17 protein-coding genes and 1 pseudogene are annotated in these 23,301 nt (G+C 43.9%); 10 read left to right on the top strand and 8 right to left on the bottom strand.

What is annotated here, in order from left to right:
* From AUJ82_07285 to AUJ82_07255, 7 genes and pseudogenes are all read left to right on the top strand, one after another.
* A pseudogene (locus AUJ82_07285) lies at window positions 1-472 on the top strand (hypothetical protein).
* Window positions 473-716: 244 nt separating this feature from the next.
* On the top strand, window positions 717-2,939 hold the full coding sequence (locus AUJ82_07280) for a 1,4-alpha-glucan branching enzyme (protein ID OIO59058.1): 2,223 nt from the start codon (window positions 717-719) through the stop codon (window positions 2,937-2,939).
* A gap of 21 nt (window positions 2,940-2,960) precedes the next feature.
* Window positions 2,961-3,860: a hypothetical protein gene (locus AUJ82_07275; protein ID OIO59057.1), complete on the top strand. Its 900-nt coding sequence runs from the start codon at window positions 2,961-2,963 to the stop codon at window positions 3,858-3,860.
* Window positions 3,861-3,964: 104 nt separating this feature from the next.
* Complete coding sequence (locus tag AUJ82_07270; GenBank protein OIO59056.1) at window positions 3,965-4,621, top strand: hypothetical protein; 657 nt, start codon at window positions 3,965-3,967, stop codon at window positions 4,619-4,621.
* 108 nt (window positions 4,622-4,729) lie between these two features.
* A complete protein-coding gene (locus tag AUJ82_07265) occupies window positions 4,730-5,737 on the top strand; it encodes a hypothetical protein (protein OIO59055.1) in 1,008 nt (335 codons plus the stop codon).
* A gap of 234 nt (window positions 5,738-5,971) precedes the next feature.
* A complete protein-coding gene (locus tag AUJ82_07260; GenBank protein OIO59054.1) occupies window positions 5,972-7,060 on the top strand; it encodes a response regulator SirA in 1,089 nt (362 codons plus the stop codon).
* Between the two features lie 24 nt (window positions 7,061-7,084).
* A complete protein-coding gene (locus AUJ82_07255) occupies window positions 7,085-10,354 on the top strand; it encodes a ribonucleoside-diphosphate reductase subunit alpha (protein ID OIO59053.1) in 3,270 nt (1,089 codons plus the stop codon).
* 86 nt (window positions 10,355-10,440) lie between these two features.
* Here AUJ82_07255 and AUJ82_07250 read toward each other — a convergent pair whose 3' ends face one another.
* From AUJ82_07250 to AUJ82_07220, 7 genes are all read right to left on the bottom strand, one after another.
* Complete coding sequence (locus AUJ82_07250; protein ID OIO59052.1) at window positions 10,441-11,199, bottom strand: hypothetical protein; 759 nt, start codon at window positions 11,197-11,199, stop codon at window positions 10,441-10,443.
* A 67-nt stretch (window positions 11,200-11,266) separates the two neighbouring features.
* Entirely contained in the window at window positions 11,267-12,295 is a 1,029-nt protein-coding gene (locus AUJ82_07245) for a hypothetical protein (GenBank protein ID OIO59051.1), read from the bottom strand.
* An 80-nt stretch (window positions 12,296-12,375) separates the two neighbouring features.
* Window positions 12,376-14,244, bottom strand: coding sequence for a hypothetical protein (locus AUJ82_07240; GenBank protein OIO59050.1), 1,869 nt, complete (start codon window positions 14,242-14,244; stop codon window positions 12,376-12,378).
* Complete coding sequence (locus AUJ82_07235) at window positions 14,237-14,758, bottom strand: hypothetical protein (protein OIO59049.1); 522 nt, start codon at window positions 14,756-14,758, stop codon at window positions 14,237-14,239. Before AUJ82_07235 ends, AUJ82_07240 begins: the two co-directional genes overlap by 8 nt.
* The gene (locus tag AUJ82_07230) at window positions 14,742-15,593 is read right to left on the bottom strand and encodes a hypothetical protein (GenBank protein ID OIO59048.1); all 852 of its coding nucleotides are present in this window, start codon (window positions 15,591-15,593) and stop codon (window positions 14,742-14,744) included. Before AUJ82_07230 ends, AUJ82_07235 begins: the two co-directional genes overlap by 17 nt.
* 20 nt (window positions 15,594-15,613) lie before the next feature.
* The gene (locus AUJ82_07225) at window positions 15,614-16,630 is read right to left on the bottom strand and encodes a rod shape-determining protein (GenBank protein ID OIO59067.1); all 1,017 of its coding nucleotides are present in this window, start codon (window positions 16,628-16,630) and stop codon (window positions 15,614-15,616) included.
* 82 nt (window positions 16,631-16,712) lie between these two features.
* Window positions 16,713-17,423 (bottom strand): hypothetical protein, encoded by a 711-nt coding sequence (locus AUJ82_07220; protein ID OIO59047.1) that lies wholly within the window; start codon window positions 17,421-17,423, stop codon window positions 16,713-16,715.
* Between the two features lie 156 nt (window positions 17,424-17,579).
* Here AUJ82_07220 and AUJ82_07215 point away from each other — a divergent pair, with 156 nt between their 5' ends.
* From AUJ82_07215 to AUJ82_07205, 3 genes are all read left to right on the top strand, one after another.
* The gene (locus AUJ82_07215; protein ID OIO59046.1) at window positions 17,580-20,588 is read left to right on the top strand and encodes a hypothetical protein; all 3,009 of its coding nucleotides are present in this window, start codon (window positions 17,580-17,582) and stop codon (window positions 20,586-20,588) included.
* 92 nt (window positions 20,589-20,680) lie between these two features.
* Window positions 20,681-21,472: a sporulation initiation inhibitor Soj gene (locus tag AUJ82_07210; protein ID OIO59045.1), complete on the top strand. Its 792-nt coding sequence runs from the start codon at window positions 20,681-20,683 to the stop codon at window positions 21,470-21,472.
* Entirely contained in the window at window positions 21,473-22,210 is a 738-nt protein-coding gene (locus tag AUJ82_07205) for a ribonuclease III (GenBank protein ID OIO59044.1), read from the top strand. It abuts the gene before it with no gap.
* On the opposite strand, the gene AUJ82_07200 is transcribed toward AUJ82_07205, so the two are convergent.
* Window positions 22,203-23,294 carry a glutamyl-tRNA reductase gene (locus AUJ82_07200; protein OIO59043.1) on the bottom strand — a complete coding sequence of 364 codons (1,092 nt, stop codon included), beginning with the start codon at window positions 23,292-23,294 and terminating at the stop codon, window positions 22,203-22,205. The two genes, AUJ82_07205 and AUJ82_07200, sit on opposite strands and share 8 nt — an antisense overlap.
* Window positions 23,295-23,301: the final 7 nt, after the last annotated feature.

The following is a 23,301-nucleotide window of genomic DNA, read 5'->3' as shown; positions in this document are numbered from 1 at the left end:
CGGCCAGTGGCGATTGGGATATTGCTATGAAAAAGGCATAGGAGTGGAGAAGTCTCTAGAGCAAGCGGTTAAGCTGTATGCGGAGTCTGCAAAGCAGGGTAATTCTGAAGGCCAGTGGCGATTGGGAGTTTGCTATCAATTAGGCATAGGAGTGGAAAAGGATCTAAAGAAAGCGTTTGCGATGTATGCGGAGTCTGCAAAGCAGGGTAATTCTGACGGCCAGTGGCGATTGGGAGTTTGCTATCAATTAGGCATAGGAGTGGAAAAGGATCTAAAGAAAGCGTTTGCGATGTATGCGGAGTCTGCAAAGCAGGGTAATTCTGACGGCCAGTGGCGATTGGGAGTTTGCTATCAATTAGGCATAGGCGTGGAGAAGTCTCTAGAGCAAGCGGTTAAGCTGTATGCGGAGTCTGCAAACCAAGGTAATGCTGACGGCCAGTCGAGATTAGAAGCGATGAAGCTTTTAATTTGAGAAGCGGAAAAAATCATTTCAGGAGATCCTTTAGCGGCGTAACGATCTAAGATGAAGCCATTAGCGCTCCCTACTCCCCTTTTAAGCCAAGGGGAGTAGGGATTTTTTGGGCTGGCGTCAATGGGCGTGAAAGTAGCCTATTTTCGAAAGAATAGAATATTCCTTTTAGCGGTCAGGGTTGACAGCGGGGCAAAAGTAGACCAAAACAGATATTGTTTCCTGAATAACTCAATTTTGTTACAACGTGAATTTATTAGAAGAGAAAGAACATGACTTAATTGTCCGTGCCCGTCATAACCAACCCCATAGCGTGTTAGGAATGCATCCGGTAGTTGCTGAAGGGAAAAAAGGCATTGTGATAAGAACATTTGTCCCTGGGGTGAAGTGTTGTGAAATTGTTGAGTATAAAGCCAGCCCAGAAAAACGTTACAAGATGGAATGCCTGGATGAGCAAGGGTTATTCGAAGTTGTTATACCTGAAAAAACAGACGTTTTCCCCTATCGGATACGAGTAGAGCAAGACAATGGGGAGATTCGCCAATATTATGATCCCTATAGCTTTTTGCCTACCTTGACAGATGAGGATTTACACCTCTTTAATGAAGGCAACCACCACCGTGTGTATGAAAAATTGGGTGCTCACCCGAGAGAAATTAGCGGGATAAAAGGATTTTCGTTTGCGGTTTGGGCACCGGCAGCTTATCGCGTATCTGTTGTGGGTGACTTTAACCACTGGGATGGCCGTTGCCATACGATGCGTACGATGGGATCTTCCGGGATATGGGAAATATTTATTCCGGGGATTGAATCTGGCCTGAAGTATAAGTACGAAATTATTGATCGTAATGAAAACGTTTTGCTGAAATCTGATCCTTACGCGGTGTATTATGAATCTGCACCCCACAATGCCTCTGTTACCTGGGATTTGGGCGGACACACGTGGCATGACGCCAATTGGATCAAAAAACGCGAAAAGACGAACTGGCAAGAGAAACCTATTTCGGTTTACGAAGTGCACCATGGTTCATGGAAACGCATTGTAGATGATGGGAACAGGTCGCTGAGCTACGAGGAAATGGCGGATGAGCTCGTGACCTATGTGAAACGAATGGGCTTTACGCATGTTGAGTTTATGCCCTTGGCAGAGCACCCCTTTGCAGGATCCTGGGGGTACCAAGTGACCGGATTTTTTGCGCCCACGCACCGGTTTGGAACGCCACAAGGTTTTATGTACTTGGTAGACAAGTTGCACCAAAATGATATAGGCGTGATTGTTGACTGGGTGCCCGGGCATTTTCCGAAGGATGCATTTGCGTTGGCTGACTTTGACGGTACAAATCTTTATGAGCATTCGGATCCCCGCCAAGGCCATCATCAGGATTGGGGTACGTTGATTTTTAACTATGGACGACATGAGGTAAGAAATTTCCTTATTTGTAGTGCGTTGGCTTGGTTTGATCGTTTTCATATAGATGGAATGCGGGTAGACGCGGTTGCCTCTATGCTTTATCTGGATTATTCCAGGGATGATGGACAGTGGATTCCTAACCAGTACGGCGGTAAAGAAAACATAGAAGCGATGGAGTTTTTACGCTCCTCGAATGACCTGGTGCACAAGTATTATCCCGGATCACTGATGATTGCGGAAGAGTCTACGGCATTTGGCGGTGTTACCAAACCAACGAGCGAGTATGGCCTAGGCTATGACTTTAAGTGGAACATGGGCTGGATGCATGATAATTTGCTCTATTTCAGCAAGGATCCCATTTACCGCAAGTGGCACCACAATAATCTTACCTTTGGGATGTTGTACCAGTATTCGGAGAATTTTATTACGGTATTTTCTCATGATGAAGTGGTGCACGGCAAGGGATCTTTGATCTCCAAGATGAGTGCGTGGAGTATGCCAGAAAAAGCACAGACCCTGCGCTCTTTATATGCTTATATGTGGAGCTGGCCGGGGAAGAAGACCCTGTTTATGGGATGTGAATTTGGGCAGTCCAACGAATGGTATTACGATACCAGCTTGGATTGGCACTTATTGCAGTATAAAGACCACGAAGGCGTGCAGAAGGTTGTGCAGGATTTGAATTGGTTATACCAAAATAGCCCGGCGCTTGCCAAGTTTGACAATTCACCGGAAGGCTTCCAGTGGATAAACGGCAATGATGGCGAGAATAGTGTACTAAGCTTCCTTCGCATGGGTGAAAAACCTGAGGAAACCCTCTTGATTGTGGGTAATTTTACTCCGGTAGGGCGTAACCAGTATCGCTTAGGTGTCCCCTACAAAGGCAAATGGAAGGAATGCATCAATACAAACGCCACGGTTTACGGCGGTAATGGAGACGGTAATTTAGGCGGCCTTGTGAGCGAAGATATTGCTTGGGACGGCCGCGAGCAGTCACTTTTAGCCTACCTCCCTCCCCTTTCCACGATTATTTTCCAGTATTCACCTGAGAAAGAATAAACAAAGCACACAAAAAAGACTATGAGAAAAATACCCCAAATCCTGATTGCAGCAACCTTGTTGCTATTAGCACCTGTTACGTTTGCAAAAAATGAAGCTCCAGCAGCAACTTCCTCAACGGAGAAAGTCTTAAAGAGCCTACATTTTACGCCTGAGCAAGAAATATTTCTACGAAAGCTAATGGCTATGGAGTCTAGAGATCTTGAGAGCTACCGGCAGGCTATTAGTGAAGCGCGCGCCAAGGGTGTCAGTGATGATGCTATCATGGAAGCTACGGTCTATTATTATTATATAACAGACGGCCAGGCAGATTATTTATCGGCAAACAGAATAAGCGGCAAAGATGCCCTTCAGTTACTACAAGAAGGTCAAGCACGTTACTTAAAGGGGGAAACGATGCACAACTCGTTGGCAGAAGAAGCTCGAGAAGTGACCTCACAATTTGGGCAATTTCCTCTCGCAACGGTAGTGGCGTGTTCTGATTCTCGCCAACCTGTGGAGCTCATCTTTGATATGGGTGTTGGCGATATTTTTACCATCAGAATACCCGGTAATGTAGCTACGGAAGATGTTATTGGGAGTGTTGAATTTGGTGTAGATTATTTAAAGACACCGCTTTGTGTGGTATTGGGCCATACGGAATGCGGAGCGGTAAAAGCAGCGCTCGGTCATGCAATGTTTGGCAACAAGTTTGATATCGTGTTGGCTTATATTACCCCGGTGGTCAAGCAAGTGGAACAATCGATACATGCCAGTAAAGATGCTTTGGTAGCTGAAGCTATACGCGAAAATGTGAAAGCTACGATTAAGGCGATTGTGAGCTCTAGCAGCCTTATTGCTCAATCTGTTCAGAACGGTACCGTATTGGTGAAAGGCGGTGTGTATGACATTGCTACCGGCCAGGTAGAGTGGATTGATTGAAAAAGAGCCCAGGAACTGATTTTTCTCGATCAGGGAGTTACTTCTCTGATATAACTTTGACCGCTTCTTTATAGCAGACAATAATGCACTATATTGCCTAAGTTATGAGTAAACGTTTTCAAAATTTAACCAACGGGAAAGTTGATCCGGCTCTGGTAACCAATGTAATCACTGCAGATGATGCCCTTCAATTACTGAATGAGGGGCAATCCCGTTATTTGCATGGACAGACTGCCCACAACGCCCTTGCACAAGAATCCAGGGAGATATTGTCACGATTAGGACAATCCCCTATTGCGACCGTGCTTGCATGCTCAGATTCGCGCCAACCCGTGGAGCTTATTTTCGACATGGGTATTGGAGATCTCTTTACGATCAGAATACCTGGTAATGTTCCCACAGACGATATCATTGGGAGCGTTGAATTTGGAGTATCCTTTTTAAAGACACCCCTTTGCATTGTGTTGGGGCATACGCAGTGTGGAGCGGTAACAGCAGCGCTTGAAGGAGTACGCTTTGGTAATAAATTCGATAACGTCCTGGATTACATGTCCCCTTTGGTAGAAAAAGGTTTAAGCCAATGTACGCAGGTTCAAAAAGATTTGCTACTCAATAAGGCTGTTCAGAAAAATGTTCACGCGACCATTAATAAATTAATTTCCTCTAGCCCGGTGATTGAGCAATATGTCGAGGCAGGCGCGTTACTCATTAAAGGCGGGGTTTACGATATCGCGCTTGGAAGCGTAGATTGGATCTATTAAAAAACCTGTTTTGCGAGACGCATTTTTCTCGATATGATGAACGGTTCCTTGGTATGATCCAGACGTTCCATATAACATACCTAACTCATTAACCCAGGAATTTACGCTATGAATACAAGTATATCTGATCTGATTAAAAAAACGATAACGCCCGCTTTTGCAGCCTGTGCGCTTTTTATCTCTCCTTCCTTTGCCGAAAATGAAGTTGTTTTTGACAAAATTTACGGAGGCGAAATCGACAATGTTGAAGAATTCGATCAGTTTGTAGATAAAGAGATGCCCCTTTCGGCTCAAGAGAGCTTGCTGGAAAACCTGATTGCTGTTGGCCCTGATAATGCTGAGAAGTATCAAGAGACGATTAAACAAGCGCGCGAATCCGGCATGAGCGCACAAGAAGTATTAGAGACAGAGATTTATTACCACCTGATCGTGGGAGGCAAGAGCGGATATAAAGAGATATTAGAGCAATTGAATGACCTCGGCCCGAAGTGGGATTTTACCCAAGAATCTTTATTGTTCCGCGAGCCAAGTGATATTCCTGCGATGCGCTATTTATTAAAAGCCCGTATTGCCTTCTTAAATAATGATGAAAAAGCGTTTGAAAAAAATGCCAAGAATGCGTTTTGGGCGGAACCAGACCACGCGCACCTGTTAGGCGAATGGATTCAAGAGTATCGTTTTAAAAAGGCGATGAATAGAGCGATGATCCCGATGGACGTAGAGCTGAGTGATTCTCAGGGCAACGCAACAACTTTGGGACAGTTATTAAAAGGCCAGAAAGCGATCTTAATTGATTTCTGGGCTTCATGGTGTAGCCCTTGCATGGCGCTTATGCCCTCGCTTTCACATAAGGCGGAAATATTGGCACCTCAAGGCGTCATTGTTGTCGGCATGAATACTGAGACAGTACAGAAGGCTGAGGTGGTTCGTAAGAAGCTAGACATGAGAATGCCTTGGCTCGTAGAACCCGCTGACCATGTCTACTCAAAGCTATTTAAAGTAAATTCGATTCCCCGAATGGTCTTGATAGACAAGAATGAAGAAATCCTGTTTAATGGCCACCCGATGGATGACAAGTTAAATGCAGCGCTTCAGGAGCTTGGAGTGCGCTTATAAGGCTTTAAAAAAGAGATCCTCATTTTAAAGACGTTACAGAAGTTTACCTGTCTCGCCTGCGAATGATTGCAACACAAAATGTAGTGTTATTTTCAGAAAAATACACTACATTTTGTGTTTTTTTAGGGAATTTGCATTGACCTTTCTTAGGTGAGCTTTACGCTCATAAATGTGTGTTAAACACAGACAAGACTACCCCAACACTCTAAAAGATAAACATTTAATGATACAACTATGGAAGAGATAACAACTTACGAAATCGGCGGAAAGAAATTTGCACTCAACAAGACAAAAGCAGAGGCAGCTTACCATGCAAAAAAGGTTATCAACGGTAAAGAGACATACTATTTTAACATATTGCCCTTGAAGTACAACTGGGCGTACGAACTTTATAAAACGATGAAAGCAAACCATTGGGAGCCGGAAGATATCCCGATGCAAAAGGACTGCGAACAATGGAAGTCTAAAGAAATAAGCGATATTGAGCGTTGGATTATTAAAATGGGCGTGGGCTATTTTTCTGCCGCGGAAGGTATTGTGGGCGATAATGTTCTGCACGTGATACGCGAAGTTGTGACGGCACCTGAGCTTAAATTGGTATTGGGACGCCATGCGCATGAAGAGAACGTGCACGCGGATTCTCTCGTTTATATGCTCAGCTCCCTTGGCCTCAACCCGCACGAGTGCGAAGCTATTTTTGAAGATATTGAAACGGTTCGCGAGAAGAATGAATTTGTTTGCAAGACCTCCAGGAACCTGAGACGTGACCTGGATATGACCAAGACCGAAAACAAGCAATTGTTTGCTAAAAACATTTTTGTATTTGGCCAGTGTATGGAAGGAACTCAATTCTATGGCCTTTTTGGGATGATCCTTTCGCTTTATCGCCAGAATAAGTTTCCAGGAATTGGGCAGATGTTCCGCTACACCCTGCGCGATGAGTCTAACCACATTGAGCTCTTGCGTAACCTACTTATGGACTTGGTTGAAGAGAACCCGGATGTGTGGACAGAAGCCTTCCGCGAGGAATTGAGAGGCGCTATGAGAGAAGCAGTTACCTTGGAAAAGAAATTTATCAAAGACTGTTTGCCGGTTAATGCCGTTGGCTTAAGCCCGGATGAATTCATGCAGTACATTGATTACATTGGTGACAGAAGACTAGAAGGCGTTGGCTTAAAGCCCTTAAACCCCGGTGTGACGAACCCATTCCCCTGGTTGGCAGAAATGATGGACATTAAAAAAGAACAAAATTTCTTTGAAGGACGCGTTACTGAATATCAAAAATCATCCGCATTGGAAACCGTGCATGATGACGAACTTTAAAAAATTGGTGGAGAAATAAGAGATATGAGAAAGATAAGCTTTGATGAAGAATTGGCGTTAAAACGGTTTGCCTATATGCCGGCAGACCAAAAGCCACGTTTTGATTGGCAGACCATTATTGATAACGAGATGGACTATCCCGGGATCACGATTAAGGATGATAATGAACACCGTGATTTTAATCTGAACGAGCTGGCCGATATGATCGGTGAGGCGCTGACAGACCTCTTTTTATCACGTGAAGATGAAGATATTTATAACGACGCGAATCGGGAATTTGTCACCAACGTTGTCAATGAAGTTGTTGAATACATAGGCGCGCAGATCAAGCAAGAAGGCAAATCTGCCTTCAGTACAGAGGACATTTATCTCTTTGTAGAGAAAATATTGATACAACGCAACGCGCATGATGTTGCCAAAAGCCTTGTTCTTAAAAGAGCCAAGTTTTTTTCAAACAAAGAGAGAAAACATAATCAGCCAAAAGGTATGGAGCAACTCAGATTAATTCGCCGTAACGGCCAAGTCGTTCCTTGGAACCAGAATAAAATAGAAGTCGCTATTAGAAAAGCCTTCCTGAGCCTTCACCAAGATTCTGAAACGGCAGTCGAGATAGGCAATGTTGTGACAGAACGCGTAAAAGAGCTTGGGCAAGCCTTTGTACATATTGAAGATGTGCAGGATATTGTGCAAGAGACGCTGATGCGTATGGGCTTTTACAAGATCGCGGAAAATTATATTTTGTACCGCGCGTATCGTTCTCATGTAAGAACGGCCGAGGCGGAAGAAGCGGAGACGCAGGCTGATGCTCGCCAGGAATCTTTGATCATGGTCAAAGACGAAGAGACCGGGGATACTTATTTCTGGGATTCTGCTGACTTACGCAAGCGAATTGATTTTGCTATTATTGGTTTGGACTTACAAATGGACAACGAGGATATCGAAGCGGAACTGCGCCGATCCTTGTATCCTGAGATGAATGCGAAGGATCTCAAAAAAACGATCATCTTAAACGCAAAGTCCTTGATTGAAAAAGATGCCGATTTTGCTAAATTTGCCGGCCGCATATTGCTATCCTATATTTACGAAGAAGTATTGGGTTGGAGTATTATGAAAGACGGGGTTGAGTCCCTCAAATCCTTCCACCGCAGAGGTTTTAAGGATTATGTGAAGCACGGGGTGAAGATAGGTCGCTTATCTAAGAAACTTTTGAAATATGATCTGGATCAACTATCAGAGGCATTGGATTATTCCGCGGATTTGGATTTTGATTACTTAGGGGTTCAGACGCTCTACGACCGTTATCTGATTATTGACAAAACGCAGACACGCCAACGCCGTATTGAGACGCCGCAATTCTTCTGGATGCGTGTTTCTATGGGACTCTTTATTGAAGAAAAGAAGGATAAAGAAGATTGGGCAATTCGCTTGTATCAACTATACAAGAGCCGACGCTTCTGCTCTTCCACCCCTACCCTGTTTAACTCAGGCACCAACCACTCACAGCTATCATCCTGCTATCTATATAAAGTAGACGATAGTATTGAAAGCATCATGATCCGTGGTATCGCGGAGAATGCGTACCTTTCCAAATGGGCGGGCGGTCTTGGAGGCTCCTGGACAGCAGTTCGTGGCACAGGTAGCTATATTCAAGGAACAAACGGGGAGAGCCAAGGGGTTATTCCTTTCCTTAAGCTTCACAATGACCAGTTGGTTGCGGTTAATCAAGGAGGCAAACGCCGAGGATCCGGCGTGGCTTACCTGGAGCCCTGGCATAATGATTTCTACGATTTCTTGGAATTACGTAGAAATACCGGTGACGATCGTCGCCGTACCCATGATATGAATACAGCGAACTGGATTCCGGATCTTTTCATGAAACGCATGGAAGCCCGCGAGGATTGGACGCTTTTCCGTTCCAACGAAACACCAGAGCTGCATGAACTCTATGGTAAAGCATTTGAAGAAAAATATGCTGAGTATGAAAAACTAGCTGAAGCGGGCAAGATACAAGGTGAAAAAGTTCCGGCGATTGAGCTTTGGAAAAAGATGCTTGCGATGTTGTTTGAGACAGGCCACCCCTGGATCACATTCAAAGACCCGTGTAACATACGTAGTCCTCAGGATCACGTTGGCGTTATCCACAGCTCTAATTTGTGCACAGAGATAACCCTTAATACAAGCCATGAAGAAACAGCGGTTTGTAACCTGGGGTCTGTTATACTGGAATCTCACGTAAACGAGAAAGGCGAGCTTGACCACAAGAAATTGCGCGAGACCATACAAGTAGCTATACGCGCGTTGGATAACGTCATTGATATCAATTTCTACCCAACAGAAGCGGCGCGTTGTTCTAATACACGACATCGCCCGATTGGTTTAGGTGTTATGGGCCTACAAAATGCGCTTTATAAGCGCGGCATCTCATTTGCGTCACCGGAAGCCGTTGAGTTTAACGATGAGTTTATGGAAGCAATTGCTTACTATGCAATTGAGGCCTCCTCTGATCTTGCTAAAGAGAACGGTAAGTACTCCAGCTATAAAGGCTCCAAGTGGGATAGAGGACTTCTTCCTCAAGACACCATTGATCTTCTAGAAGCTGAGCGCGGCATGAAGATTGATACGCCTCGGGGAGGTCGTATGGATTGGAAGCCATTGCGTGAGAAAATTGCAGCACAGGGCATGCGTAATAGTAATGTTATGGCAATTGCGCCTACGGCAACGATCTCTAATATTATGGGCACGACTCCTTGTATTGAGCCGGCCTACAAGAACCTTTACGTTAAGAGCAATCTTTCAGGGGACTTTATTGTTCTAAACTCATATCTTGTTAAAGATCTGAAAGCCATAGGGCTGTGGAATGACAGTATGGTTGAGCAGCTGAAATACTTTGACGGGGAGCTTGCGGATATTACAGACATTCCGGATGAGATTAAAGCGAGGTACCTGACGGCATTCGCGGTTGACTATAAATATTTTATAGAAGCTGCGGCGCGACGCCAGAAATGGATCGACCAAGCGCAATCGGTTAACCTGTTCCTGCCACAAGCGAGCTTGAAGACGTTATCGCATATGTACCGTATGGCGTGGCATGCCGGGCTAAAGACAACCTATTACCTGCGTACGATGGGTGCTTCTAATATTGAGAAGGCAACTGTTAATCGTAAGAAAGAGACCCGTGGGCTTATAGGACAATCGGAAGAAGAAGTTCTCAAAAAAGAATATACGGAAACCGAGCGGCAAGCTTGTAGTCTGGAAGCCATGATGAATGGCGGTACCTGCGAAGCCTGCCAGTGATGTTATAAACAGTGTATTTTTAAAAGAGGCCTTGCAATAACAGGCCTCTTTTTTTTGCACATTGTTTATCCTGGATGTTACTTTGCTTACTCTTTCCAGAAACGTATGAAAGGTTCATATCTTCCCATTTTCAAGAAATATTTACTGCAGTAGGAAAAGATAGAAGATTGTTCATTGGAATCAGCGTTGTTCTTGATGAGGTTTGTAGCCCTTGTACAAAGCTCTAAGTTTCCAAGTTCAATGGCGGCTATAATAAGGACGTTCTTATCCTTCGCTTTTTTATAATTTGTGACTATCTGTTGGGAATATTTTTGAGACTCTGAAGAACTGCCAATTTTTTTGTAAAGGCCACACATGATGGCATCCTGCATAGTATTCAAGTAGAGATTATGGGTTTCTTGATCAGTTTCATTATCAGGTGATAGGGAGGCATGAGTTTCGGTATATAGCGCTTTAAAAGCTGTGTAAGAAGGGTTAATTTCCTTATTGAGTGACGCAATGGGCAGAATGATTTTATGAGTGTATTTGAAATAATAGTTTTGGTTACACGCTATAGCGGGGATGCTTTCTAAACTATGGACTATTACCTTATGAGGAAAAGAGAGTGTTATTGCTTTGATTTTGTGGCTCTCCATTTGAATAATTTCTCTCAGGCGTAAGTCCAGGGTGATATCAATGACACCGTTTTTGCCAAAGATTGATTGTAGCCATTCGTGGCAGACTCTTCGCTTTATATAGAGTTCTTTGATGTCTAGGAATAAGAAGAACTGAATGAGGAAATCATTTTTATGTTTTTTGATATAAACACGCCCATTTTCTTCAGTGGCACTATTGATTTGAAACAAACCGGAATTTTTTTTTTCGATTTGAGTGTATTTGATTCATGAAAAATAAGGAATGTTATTACTGGGATTATTTTTCCTGCTGCATTGAGGAAAGATTTTTTTTATGAAATAGGTTGCTATAGTTTTCCTTTAATTCGTGAAAACGATTTTCCCCGTTAGTATTCTTCTTCTTTTGGCAAGTTAGAATAGCTAGTTGGCAGGCCTTTGCCTTGGAAGAATTCGTTTCCAGTTTGTTTAAAATTTTTATCGCAATGTCGGTATTGCCATATTCGGCACACATAGGGACAAGTGGTATATAAAGAGCGTCTATGGGATCAATCCCTTGGATTTTTTCAATGATTAACCAACTTATATTGGGTTGCTTTTTTTCGAGGAAGAATTTTGCACAAGCCTTTAGAATATTATTTCGAGTTGTACTGTCCAATTCCATGGAAACCAGTTTCAAGGCCATGGAAAATAGTTGCATTCTAGCAAGCGCGATGGCGGGAAGTTGCAGCATGGCTCGATCCTTTGTGAGGATATGGATCGTGACAATTTTAGCAAAGTGTTTGTCCGATTTTTCACGATCATCGACAAGTTTATATATACCTGCCATGATAGCACAGCAGATGGCATAATCGTATTTATCTTTTACTTGCAGTGCCTGCTTAAGAGCCACAAAAGAAAGGTCCTTTTCGTGCTTTGTGTTCTTTTGTGCAACCTGGTTAATCGGGTAAATGTCTTTTCCCTTGTATTTGAAAATGAAATTTTCCCCGAACCTTAATCCTAGAAGGCCGTTTACGGTTATATAATTAGGAATTTCTTTTTCATCAATAAGGATGACGTTTCTACTGGAAATTTCTTTAAAACGGAGGTTCCAAGTTGTCTGAAGAACACAATTTTTGTCATAAACATTTATTCCAAAGATACTTTCTTGCCATTCCGTACAGATGAATTGATAGATCTTGTAGAGACTGTCGATCTCTACAAACGAAAGTATTTTTACCAGGATATCATTTTTCTGGTTTTTAATGAGTTCTGGAGAAAGATTTTTCTTTTTTTTATTTAGCTGAAATAAATTGAAAGACTTTTTTGAGCGGGGGGAGATTCTGTCCATAAAACAAATATAGTTAAAGGGGGGGTAAAGAATTACAAAAAAATGAGTGAATAGGAGTTTTTAGTATGAAAAAGCCTGCATTACTGGTTTTTAAAATAATGCGCCAGGATATTATGGGCGATCGGGCCGGCAGTTGTGCCGCCCCACAAACTGTCGTCTACCCTACCCTCGACTAATACAACGAAAGCGATTTGAGGATCTTCGATCGGGGCGAAGCCCATGACCCATGGAGTTGTCAGCTTTTTGCCATTTTGGCGAATTTGACCGGTACCCGTTTTTGCAGCGATATTTACCCCAGGAACTCTGACATAGCGCGAGGAACCGATATCCGCGGAGAGACGCATCCCTTCGATGATTGTTGCGTAATCATCGTCTGAAAGATCCAGTGCCGGCATTTCTTTTTGCGGGAAATTTTTTTGCCCATCCAATAAAACAGAAGGTTGGAAACGAGTTTGACGCTTTGCCAGCGCAGCTGCGAAACAGGCCATGTGCATGGGCGTAATTCTTAAAAAACCCTGGCCAACGCTCATGTTTACGGTATCACCGGGGCGCCAGGGCTCCCCTATTTTAGAGAGCTTCCAGTCCGGATCCGCGACAAGAATTCTTTTTGTAGTGCTGAGCTCGAAGTCAATGGGTTCATCAAAACCAAAGCGCCTGGCCTCGTTGACTAGATGCGTTGCGCCGAGTTTGAGCGAAAGGTCATAGAAGTAGACATTGCAACTTACTTGAAGGGCCTTTTTCATGTCTACCGGACCATGGCCGGTACGATTATTTTCTCGAAATATTCTATTACCCACTTGGTACGTAGGCCCCCCTATGACGATGTCAGATGGGTCAACGACCTTGTTTCGCAACAACGCGATGGAGGTGATCAGCTTAAACGGAGAGGCAGGCGGGTAAAGCCCCTGTAAAGCACGATTTATCCAGGCACCATCTTCATTAATCTCTTTATAGACAGCCGTAGGGATGAACGGTGTTAGGCGATTGAGATCGTAATCCGGTTTACTGACTATGGCCAGTATTTCACCCTTTTTGATATCGATGAGAATGGCTGCGCCGTAATGGTTGCCCATGGCTTGTTCCGCGACTACTTGGAGATTGAGGTCTATACTAAGCGTTAATGGTTTCCCCTGCTCAGAGTTTTTTTGAACAACACGCTCGTACTGAAAGCCTACCGGATCCACCAGCCAGATTTCTCCCCCACAAAGGCCCTGCAAATGCTCATTGAAACGCCTTTCAATTCCCGCGCGACCGGTTTTACCCTTAAAGCTAAACGTTGTGAGATCGTTACCCGGAAGATCTTCATCAGGAACCTCTTCCGAAGCTGCTACATAGCCCAATAGGTGGGAGGCGGTTGCTCCATAGGGATAATAACGAGAGCTATCCGTAAGCACCTGTATAGGGGATTCTACCGACAATTGATCCACCAGACGAGCGTACTCCTCTGCAGATAGATCGTTGATCAACGGCATAGGCAAGAGGATGCGTTGCTTAAAGTGGCGCTCGAGGGCGTTTAGATCAACCTTATCCGAGCGGCCCAGAATACGGTTAACCTGGTTGAGGTAGCGTTGCACGATCATTGCCCTTGTCTCGCTACGGAAACGCTCGCGGTCTATGTTTTCGCCCCGATCTCGTGCTCTTCGTATTCTTAGAAAGTATTCTTGTTTAAACTCTTCTCTAATTTCGCCTAAATAAATGGCGGCATAAAAGACAGGTCGGTTACCTACGAGTAGTTTACCATTTCGATCGTAGATATTCCCCCGCGGGCCGGGTTGAATGATTCTTCTTAAGCTTTGTAGCTTTTCCTGCCGCTCGTATTTGCTGCCCAGTATGAGTTGCCGCCACACAAAGCCGGAAATGAGAACCAGGAATAATACAATAAATACGCCGATGATGGAGTATAACCGGGCGCCACTTTTCTCATAAGACTCGAACGGCTTGTTAGTCATGCAGCACGGATTTTTCTTTGCTGGCCCAGTTATATATAGACTCTTGTAAACTCAAGAACCAAGCGCCTACCACAAATAGTACAAATGAAGAGACCGCTATGTTATAAAACAAAACACCCCAGTACCAGAGTTTGAGCATGTGGCTACCCCCTAAAATGATCCCCATCGCCAAGTAGAGGACGATATTGGTTATTTGTATAATGAGAGAACGGTTTTGCGTTAACGATAAATGGTAGTTCTCCACTAAAAAATATAGGGTTGCGTAAGTGGCACCGAACAAGAATGTGTGAAGGCCAAAAACAACCGGGGAGGAGGCATCCAGGAGCAGACCCGTTAACAAGACGCATAAAAAACCCTGAAAAAAGTTTAAGAAAAACATCGGCGTGATGACAAACAAGGCACCCAAAAAAAGATAGAGCGAAAGGTTTGTTAAACCACTGTTTAATAGTTGGCACAGGAGCATTAAGATCACATTGCCGAAAACGATAACAAGCCATCTATAGTCGTACTTCATCTATGAGCTCCTTATCCATGGGGATTAATACCGCAACTTCATCCAGTTTTAAAAGATTGTTCTCTAGGGTAACATTACCCCGCATAAACATGCCATCAAAGCCGCGTTCCAGAGAGTCTACCCAACCCACAAACAGGCCATCCGGAAAAACGCCCCCCAAACGCGAAGAAACGAGTTTCTTGGGACTGTCCACCGAGACCACGATGTCCTCGGGTACGTTCTGAATGGAACCAATGGGATTACTAAAAGAAGTGTTGATTTCACCTTGATAAGTCACCGGGCGGTCATCCCCCTCAAAATGCGTTGCTACCCGGAATTTTGGGCTACTGACAAGTTCTACGGTAGATGTGCTATTAAATACTTCTTTCACTTTGCCGACAACGCCGCCAGAGTAGACTACGGCAGCACCAGGAAAGATACCATCCCGTTTCCCCTTGCGGATAACGATTTGCTGCCACCATAGAGAAACATCTCGACGACACACGCGAGCGATCTCATAACGGAAGTCTACTAGCGGAGGGAGCTCCAGGGAGTGCTCCAGTCGCATAATCTCATGTTTTAATGAAGCGTTTTCCTGTAATTTGAGCTCGTAGGCGCTATTAAGCCTAGCCAGATCTCGGCAAACCTCGATTAACTCATTTTTCGTATGGCTGCGCATGGCCCAGAAGCTTTGCAGATCTGAGGCGTGCGAATTTACCTGCCAGAAAGGCGCCTGAAATTCATAGAAGGCTTTACGCGTAAACGTTTTTACAAAATAGGGCAAGGTTGCCCAGATAAGGATAAAAATTCCTAATACAAACCAAGGCTTAAGTAGAAAGATGTTCTTCTTGGCCAAAACAAGGTAAGTGATGAATGTTAAGACTCACGCAGCCAGAAAGAAAGATTCTCCAGGACCGCTCCCGTACCTTTGGCAACCGCACTTAAAGGATCTTCTGCAACAAAGACTGGTAATCCCGTAGCCGCACTTAAACGTATATGCAGATTGCGAATCATGGAACCTCCACCGGCTAAAACAATACCACGGTCTACTAAGTCAGCAGACAGTTCTGGTGGACAACGCTCTAAAGCGCCTCGTACCGTTTCCGTGATAGCGTTAAAGGTTTCATCCAAAGCATCGCGAATTTCCTGAGAGGTGATACGAATTGTTTTTGGTAAGCCAGCAACAGAGTCACGACCCTTCACTTCTAGAGAAAGTTCTTCATCTAGCGGGAAAGCAGAACCTATTTTTATCTTAATTTCTTCAGCGGTACGCTCTCCGATCATGAGATTGTAAGCCCGCTTCATGTAATTGATAATCGCTAAGTCCATTTGGTCGCCCCCGACACGGATACTTCTTGAAAATACAATACCCGTTAAGGAAATGATAGCCACCTCTGTGGTACCACCCCCGATGTCCACAATCATGTTTGCGGCAGGTTCGTCAATTGGTAAACCAACGCCAATCGCTGCGGCCATAGGTTCTTGAAGAAGAAGCACTTCGCGAGCACCTGCGTGGATGGCAGATTCTTTTACTGCGCGTCTTTCCACCTCTGTGATGCCTGAAGGAACGGCTATGACCACACGAGGAGGGACAAATTTAGCATTCTTGGAAACTTTGCCTATAAAATAGCGCAACATAGCCTCCGTGATCTCAAAATCAGCGATAACGCCATCCTTCATAGGACGTATGGCAGTGATGTTGCCGGGTGTGCGCCCTAACATCATTTTGGCTTCTAAACCAACGGCACGCACCTTCTTCGTATTATTGTATACTGCTACAACACTGGGTTCTCGCAGCACGATACCTTTCTCCTTACTGAATACCAGGGTATTGGCAGTTCCGAGATCAATTCCTATATCATTTGATAAAAATCCTAGGGCTCTTCTACGCATATATTGCATTATTTGTGTGGTTAACCTCCTATTAAGATAATTTTATAAAACTGAAAGAAGTCAAAGCTATATTACTAGAAATTTAGAAAGGGCAGCAAAATTCTGCTGAAAGCGGGCCATTGACAGATAAAACCCGCCATGTGATTAAAAAAGCTCCCGCCAAAGCCAAAAAACGCTTTAAAAAAGAAATGATCACCCAAGAGACGTTTTTCTTGAGCGCAAAAATGGGGTATTGAGCCAGCCACATCAACGGCAAGGTTCCTAATCCATACCCCAATGCAATTTCACCGCCGATTAGCGGGGATCCGGAAAGCAAAGCAACCCAAAAGATCATATACAAGGGGCCACAAGGCAGTATGGGGGTAGCCAGCCCTAAGGTAAGCGCCGCGTAAGGTTTTTTTATTTTAAACGCAAAACGCGAGATGCGTTGGAAGAATTTACTCAACCACTTCGGCTTGGGGAGCCACTTATCTGCCCCTACTCCAAACAGGAAAAAGAAAGCTACAAGAACCCAGGGAAATACCTTTACCGGGGGAAACTGCAAAATAGCGACTAAGCCTAAGCCAAGCCCACCGGCTAGCATACCAAATATGGCGAACGATAATATGCGGGAAGTATGATATATTGCCTGATAAGTATGACGCGGCTTGCTACCGGGCTCTGTGCTTAATAACATAAAAGCTATTGGCCCACACATCACCACGCAGTGAGGACTACTAATTACCCCGGCTAAAAATGCCATCCAGCCATTATCTATTCCCTGTATATCCATGAGTTTTTCACAAGCAAACAAGCTTTTTTCATGCAGGGTAAATTATTAATAGGGATTGACCTAAGATCAACTCCTATCTACGCTTACGGTATAAAATATTAATCTGTTTTACATTACCCCACATATTAATGTTTACGAGTTAAAACAATGACGGAAACCCCTTGTAGTAGGCCAATAATGCTTCAGCGTCTCCTGGTCGGCTTGTTGTTTTTGGTGTGCATTTCCCCCATTACACTTAATCTTGTTTTTAATATAGATTTTGGACTATCCGGGAGAAGTATTGAAACTGATTACCACAGCATCTCCCAAATCGCATTGAGCGAAGGTGTTACTCAAAAAGCTAATGCTTTATACCATGCTATTTCGGGAGACATCGTTCACAATATATTGGAATGGAGCGCCGTTACGATTGCGATTCTGACACTCGTCCTCACCTTTGCTCACTATAGAATCACCAAGGATATCAGTATTCCCCTGATTGGGACTACCCTTCTCTTTACGGGATTGATGGACGCTTTTCATATTCTATCATCCTCGCATTTGATGACATTAACGGCACCCGCGGATCAATTTTTGCCCATCAGTTGGTCCACCGCGCGCGCGTTTAATGCCCTTTTCCTCATCTTGGGGCCGGCTATTGGCATTTATTATTTAAATAGCAAAAGATGTAGTCTTGTTTCGAAAAAATGCGTCTTGATGATAGGGATCGTAATAGCAATTGCGGCTTATCTGATTATTCATTACCTGGCTACCAGCAAAAGCCTACCGCAGGCTATTTTTCCGAAAAACTTTATTGCACGCCCTTACGATACGATTCCCCTGGGTTTATTTCTGATAGCCTTTTTCGTATTAGCAAAATCCAATAGGCAAAAAGCAACGATCATTTCCACTGCTTTGGTCGTGAGCATTATTCCGTATGTGTTTGCTCAAATGCATATGCTGTTTGGTTCAAGAGAATTGTTTGATAATAATTTCAATATAGCACATTTCTTGAAAGCGGTTGCGTATTTTGTTCCCTTTGTTGGCCTTGTTATAGACTACGTACACGTAAATACTCGGCACAACATAGAGATAGGGGAACGAGAAAAGGCTGAAATAAAGCTTCAGGAGTACGCGCACAACCTCGAAGTGAAAACGCAAGAGCTGGAAAAAGCCAAGCAAATTGCGGAGCACGCTACTGAAATGAAATCGGCATTTCTGGCAAACATGAGTCATGAGATACGCACCCCGATGAACGGTATTATTGGTATGTCAAATTTATTGCGGGATACGAGCCTGACAAAACAGCAATTACATTATATTAATTCAGTACTCAATTCCTCTACGACATTACTTCACCTCGTTAATGACATCCTGGATTACTCTAAAATAGAGGCCGGTAAGCTTGAATTGGAATCCGTTGCCTTCGATTTTAAAAAAGTGGTGGAAGATGCGGTGGATATGTTTTGTACAAAGGCTAACGAACAATCCATCGAGTTACTGATTCGCTTCAGCCCCAATCTGCCAACGAAGGTCATCGGAGATGCTTCAAGAGTAAAGCAAGTTTTCGTCAACTTGATAAGCAATGCCATAAAGTTTACCCAGAAAGGCCATGTGTTAATTAACATAGAAGGCCAAATATTGATCGATAAGATAAAATTTCATGTGCGTATTGAAGATACCGGTGTTGGTATACCCGAAAACAAGATTGAAAACATTTTTCACAAATTCGAACAAGCGGATAGTACGACTACGAGAAAATTTGGCGGCACCGGGCTTGGTCTTGCGATTTGTAAGGATCTAGTAACTGCTATGGGAGGCAGTATTGGCGTTAACAGTTATGTTGATATGGGTTCGATCTTTTGGTTTACGCTAGCCTTGAAATTTGATCAGAAGGCCTGGGCAGAATCTCGCCAACAACAAGATAGCACTGCCATTAGTGGCAAACATATCGTCTATATAGATGATAACGAATTCGCTTGCAGGATTGCGGTTGAGCAACTTCAGGCGGCGGATGCCAAGGTGATAACAGCCCATTCAGCTAAAGAAGCGTTTGGGGTGCTTGCGCAAAATGTAAATAAAATTGATGCTATTATCGTTGATTACCAAATGCCGGAAATGAGTGGGGTTGAGTTTATTCGTGAGTTGCGCCTGCAAATGCCTGCTTTTTCAGCCACGCCTTCTGTGCTCGTAAATTACACGGCAGATAGTAAATTGCTCAGCGAAATTCAAGAGCTGGATATTTGTGGCTGCCTGATAAAGCCGCTTAGGAACAACGATTTGATCGAGGTGCTTACTGAAATTTTATACAAAAACAGCAAGCATACACCTGTTAATTTTATTTCAATGCGCCAATCCATCTTGCCTAGTCATGTAAATGAAGCACAAGAAATATACTTTAAACACACCCATGTGCTCTTAGCGGAAGATAACTTTGTAAACCAGGAAATAGCAGTCACGATGCTTGAAAAATGCGGTTGCCATGTTACCGCTGCAAATAATGGAGTCGAAGCGGTCAATTGCTTCATGCAGCGATCATTTGATCTCGTTTTTATGGATTGCCATATGCCTGAAATGGACGGATTTTCGTCTACTAAAAAGATCCGTGTGATTGAAGATAGAGCCGATTTAGTGCATACTCCGATCATTGCCTTTACTGCAAATGCGATGAAGGGAGATGACCAACAGTGCTATGATGCCGGTATGGATGATTATATAGCAAAACCCGTCCAACAAGATGATATTGTGAAGATACTTCTCAAGTGGGTACGCAAAGAAAAGCAAGTTTTAACCAACACTACCTCAACCATTATGCAACAAAAGATCGAACCCACCGGTGAGTCCTCCGATTCGCAAAAACATGATATCAATATAGCAACGGTCACTGGCCTACAGGATTTATTAAAAGATAAATTCGAGCATATTGTTAACAAATATATTGATAGTGCCGATAGCCTTATGCAGGAAATCAAAAGCGCTATTCAGGAATCCAATATAGATCGCTTAGTTCGATCTAGCCATACGCTAAAATCGTCTAGCCAGCAAATGGGTGCTGATCGGTTAGCCCGTGTTGTTGCTGAAATTGAGAAAAAGGGCAGGCTGGAAGATCTTGAAGACGTTGAAGCCCTCTATAATACGGCTCGCCCGCTTCTAACTAATGTTATTAATGAGCTGAGAGCTATTTTAGAGAAAACGCAGGTGAAGTGAGGCATTTGTGAAGATATTCACTCTATTTTCATTGTTCCTTGCCATTTTCTTGATTCTACGGCATTCATGGATATGATTACATTTTTAATCCTATGCCTGCGAAAATAATTACCATAGCAAACCAAAAAGGAGGAGTCGGAAAGACAACTACTGCTATTAACCTTGCTGTAGGCCTTGCTCGTAACGGTATTAAGACCGTTCTCGTGGACATGGATCCTCAGGGGAATGCCACGAGCGGCCTGGGCCTTGAGCGTCTTGAAGGGGGCAGCCTCTATGGGCCTTTATTGCAGGATGAAAATGCGTTGGATAAAATTATTGAAACAGAGGAAGAAAACCTGTACGTGATTCCATCTGAAGTAGACCTGGCTGCGGTTGAGATAGAGCTCAGTCGCCGGGATAATTATTTAGGGCAATTGAAGCGTTGTTTGAAGAATATAAAAAGCTCTTCCAAATATGGAGCGATTATATTGGATTGCCCGCCGGCTTTGGGGCTTATTTCCATGAACGGGTTGGCTGCGGCGGATTATTTGCTGATCACTCTACAATGCGAATATTTAGCTATGGAAGGGCTTTCTCAGATTTTAAACGTTGTGCAAGAGCTTAAGGATGCCGGCGTTAACCCGTCTCTTGAAGTCGGCGGTATTTTGATGACTATGTTTGATGTACGCACAAACCTTTCCCAGCAGGTTCTTGGTGAAGTTAAGCAGCATTTTCCGCAACTATTATTCAAGTCTATCATTCCTCGTTCGGTTCGGTTGAGTGAAGCCCCCAGCTTCGGCCAGTCTATTCTGGAATACTCCCCTACGAGTAACGGAGCCACGGCCTATAAACGCCTTGCAAACGAAGTGATCAAGCGCTTTGAGTTGTCTAAGAGTAAAAAGTAAATGATCTCTTCATTCTCTTCTGACTTTTCTGATTTAGAAAATGCTTTAGGCTACACCTTTAAGGATAAATCGTTACTTGAAGTTGCCTTAACGCACCCCTCTTTCGCAATCGAGTCTCCTGATCCCTCGAAGCACTACCAGCGACTTGAATTCCTGGGGGATGCTATTTTGGGCCATATTATTGTAGAGCATTTATTTAACCTCTTCCCATACGCGCGTGAAGGCGAGCTTACCAAATATCGTTCTGTACTGGTGAGAGGTTCCTTTTTAGCCAATATAGGGAATCGCCTAGGCATTGCTTCCTTTATTCGCATGAACGAAGCAGAACTGAAGGCAGAGGGGCAAAGCCGTATTTCTACGCTTGAGGATGTGATGGAAGCGATCATTGGGGCCATCTATCTGGATGCTTCTTTTGAAGCAACGAAGCGGATCGTACTCACCTGGTATGGGGATGTAGAGAAAGCCCTTACCGAGCTTATGAAGCAGGATAACCCTAAAGGCAACCTGCAGGAACGTTTATTTCAAATGGCGCGCCAGGAGCATACCATCAATTACTGCTTACTAAAGACCACAGGCCCGGACCACCGCAAGGAATTCGAAGTCGAAGTATTTATTGATGACAAGCCTTACGGAAAAGGTTTTGGCTCATCACTGCGAAAAGCAGAGGAGGCAGCAGCCAGAGAGGCACTCATAGCGATTGAAAAGGAACGGCCTAAGGGCGAAGATCTTACTAATTAGCAGGCGCGGGCGCTAGATCTTCTTTTTTAATATCATCTTCAGAAAAGTCTTCTTGTTCAGCACCTTTTTGAACGATTGTATTCCAGAGGTGATCAACACGTTCTGCTAAAAGGGCTTTGCATTTTTCAATCTCGAATTGTCTGGATTTCAGGTTTTCGTTCGCAATATTTGCCAAATCATTTATGTTGTAGAGATAAACATCGGGTACGTCCGCTACTCCGGCGTCAAAATTTCTAGGTACGCCGAGATCGATTAAAAACATAGGGGCATCCTTACGCTTTTTCATGACAGGATAAAATATTTCAGGCTCCAGGATCGGCTTCTCTGTTGAAATGGACGAAATAATCACGTCAAACTGATCTAGTAAATAGGGATAGTCCTCATAGCCGATTGCGCGCGCGTGAAATTTCCTCGCCAATTCTTGAGCTTTCTCAAAAGTACGATTCGTTATATTAATATCCTGGGCTCCCCTGCTATATAAAGCCTGTAAGGTCTTTTCCGCGGCTTCGCCCCCGCCAATGATGAGGATGCGCACCTTGCTTAGTTTAGCAAAAATTCTCTCAGCTAAGGCCGTAGCTACATTTCCTATACTGATCTGGCCACGTGAAATGTCTGTATGGGTGCGGGTTAACTTTGCCGCTTGAAAGGATTTTTGAAAGATGCGATTTAAAGTCGGTCCAACAGCCGTGTGCTGCTTTGCGGTCATATAGGCTTCTTTGAATTGACCAAAGATCTCGGTTTCCCCCACCATTTGAGATTCGATTCCTGAAGCCACGGAAAAGGCGTGCATAATTACGTTCTTACCGCGTTGCTCAAAGCTATGCTCTTTGAAAAGGGCTTGGTTAACGTTGTTTACGGCACAAAAAAATTTGGCAAGCCCCTCAAAGCAAAAGCCGGGTCGTATGACAGAATAAAGTTCCACACGATTGCAGGTGTTTAGCACAACGCTCTCTAAGATATCCGGGCAACGCTTCATCTCATTATAAAGAGCAGGAACCCCTTGAGGTGAGATAGAAAACTTTTCTCTCACGTGCAAGGGAGCAGACTTATGCGAACAACCTAGTAGCAATAAATGTTCTTCCATTTTCCCT

It is taken from the genome of Verrucomicrobia bacterium CG1_02_43_26, from assembly GCA_001872735.1.
Classification (GTDB): domain Bacteria; phylum Verrucomicrobiota; class Verrucomicrobiia; order Opitutales; family CG1-02-43-26; genus CG1-02-43-26.
The sequence above is the reverse complement of the archived record's forward strand: the minus strand, read 5'-3'. Positions and strand labels throughout refer to the sequence as shown.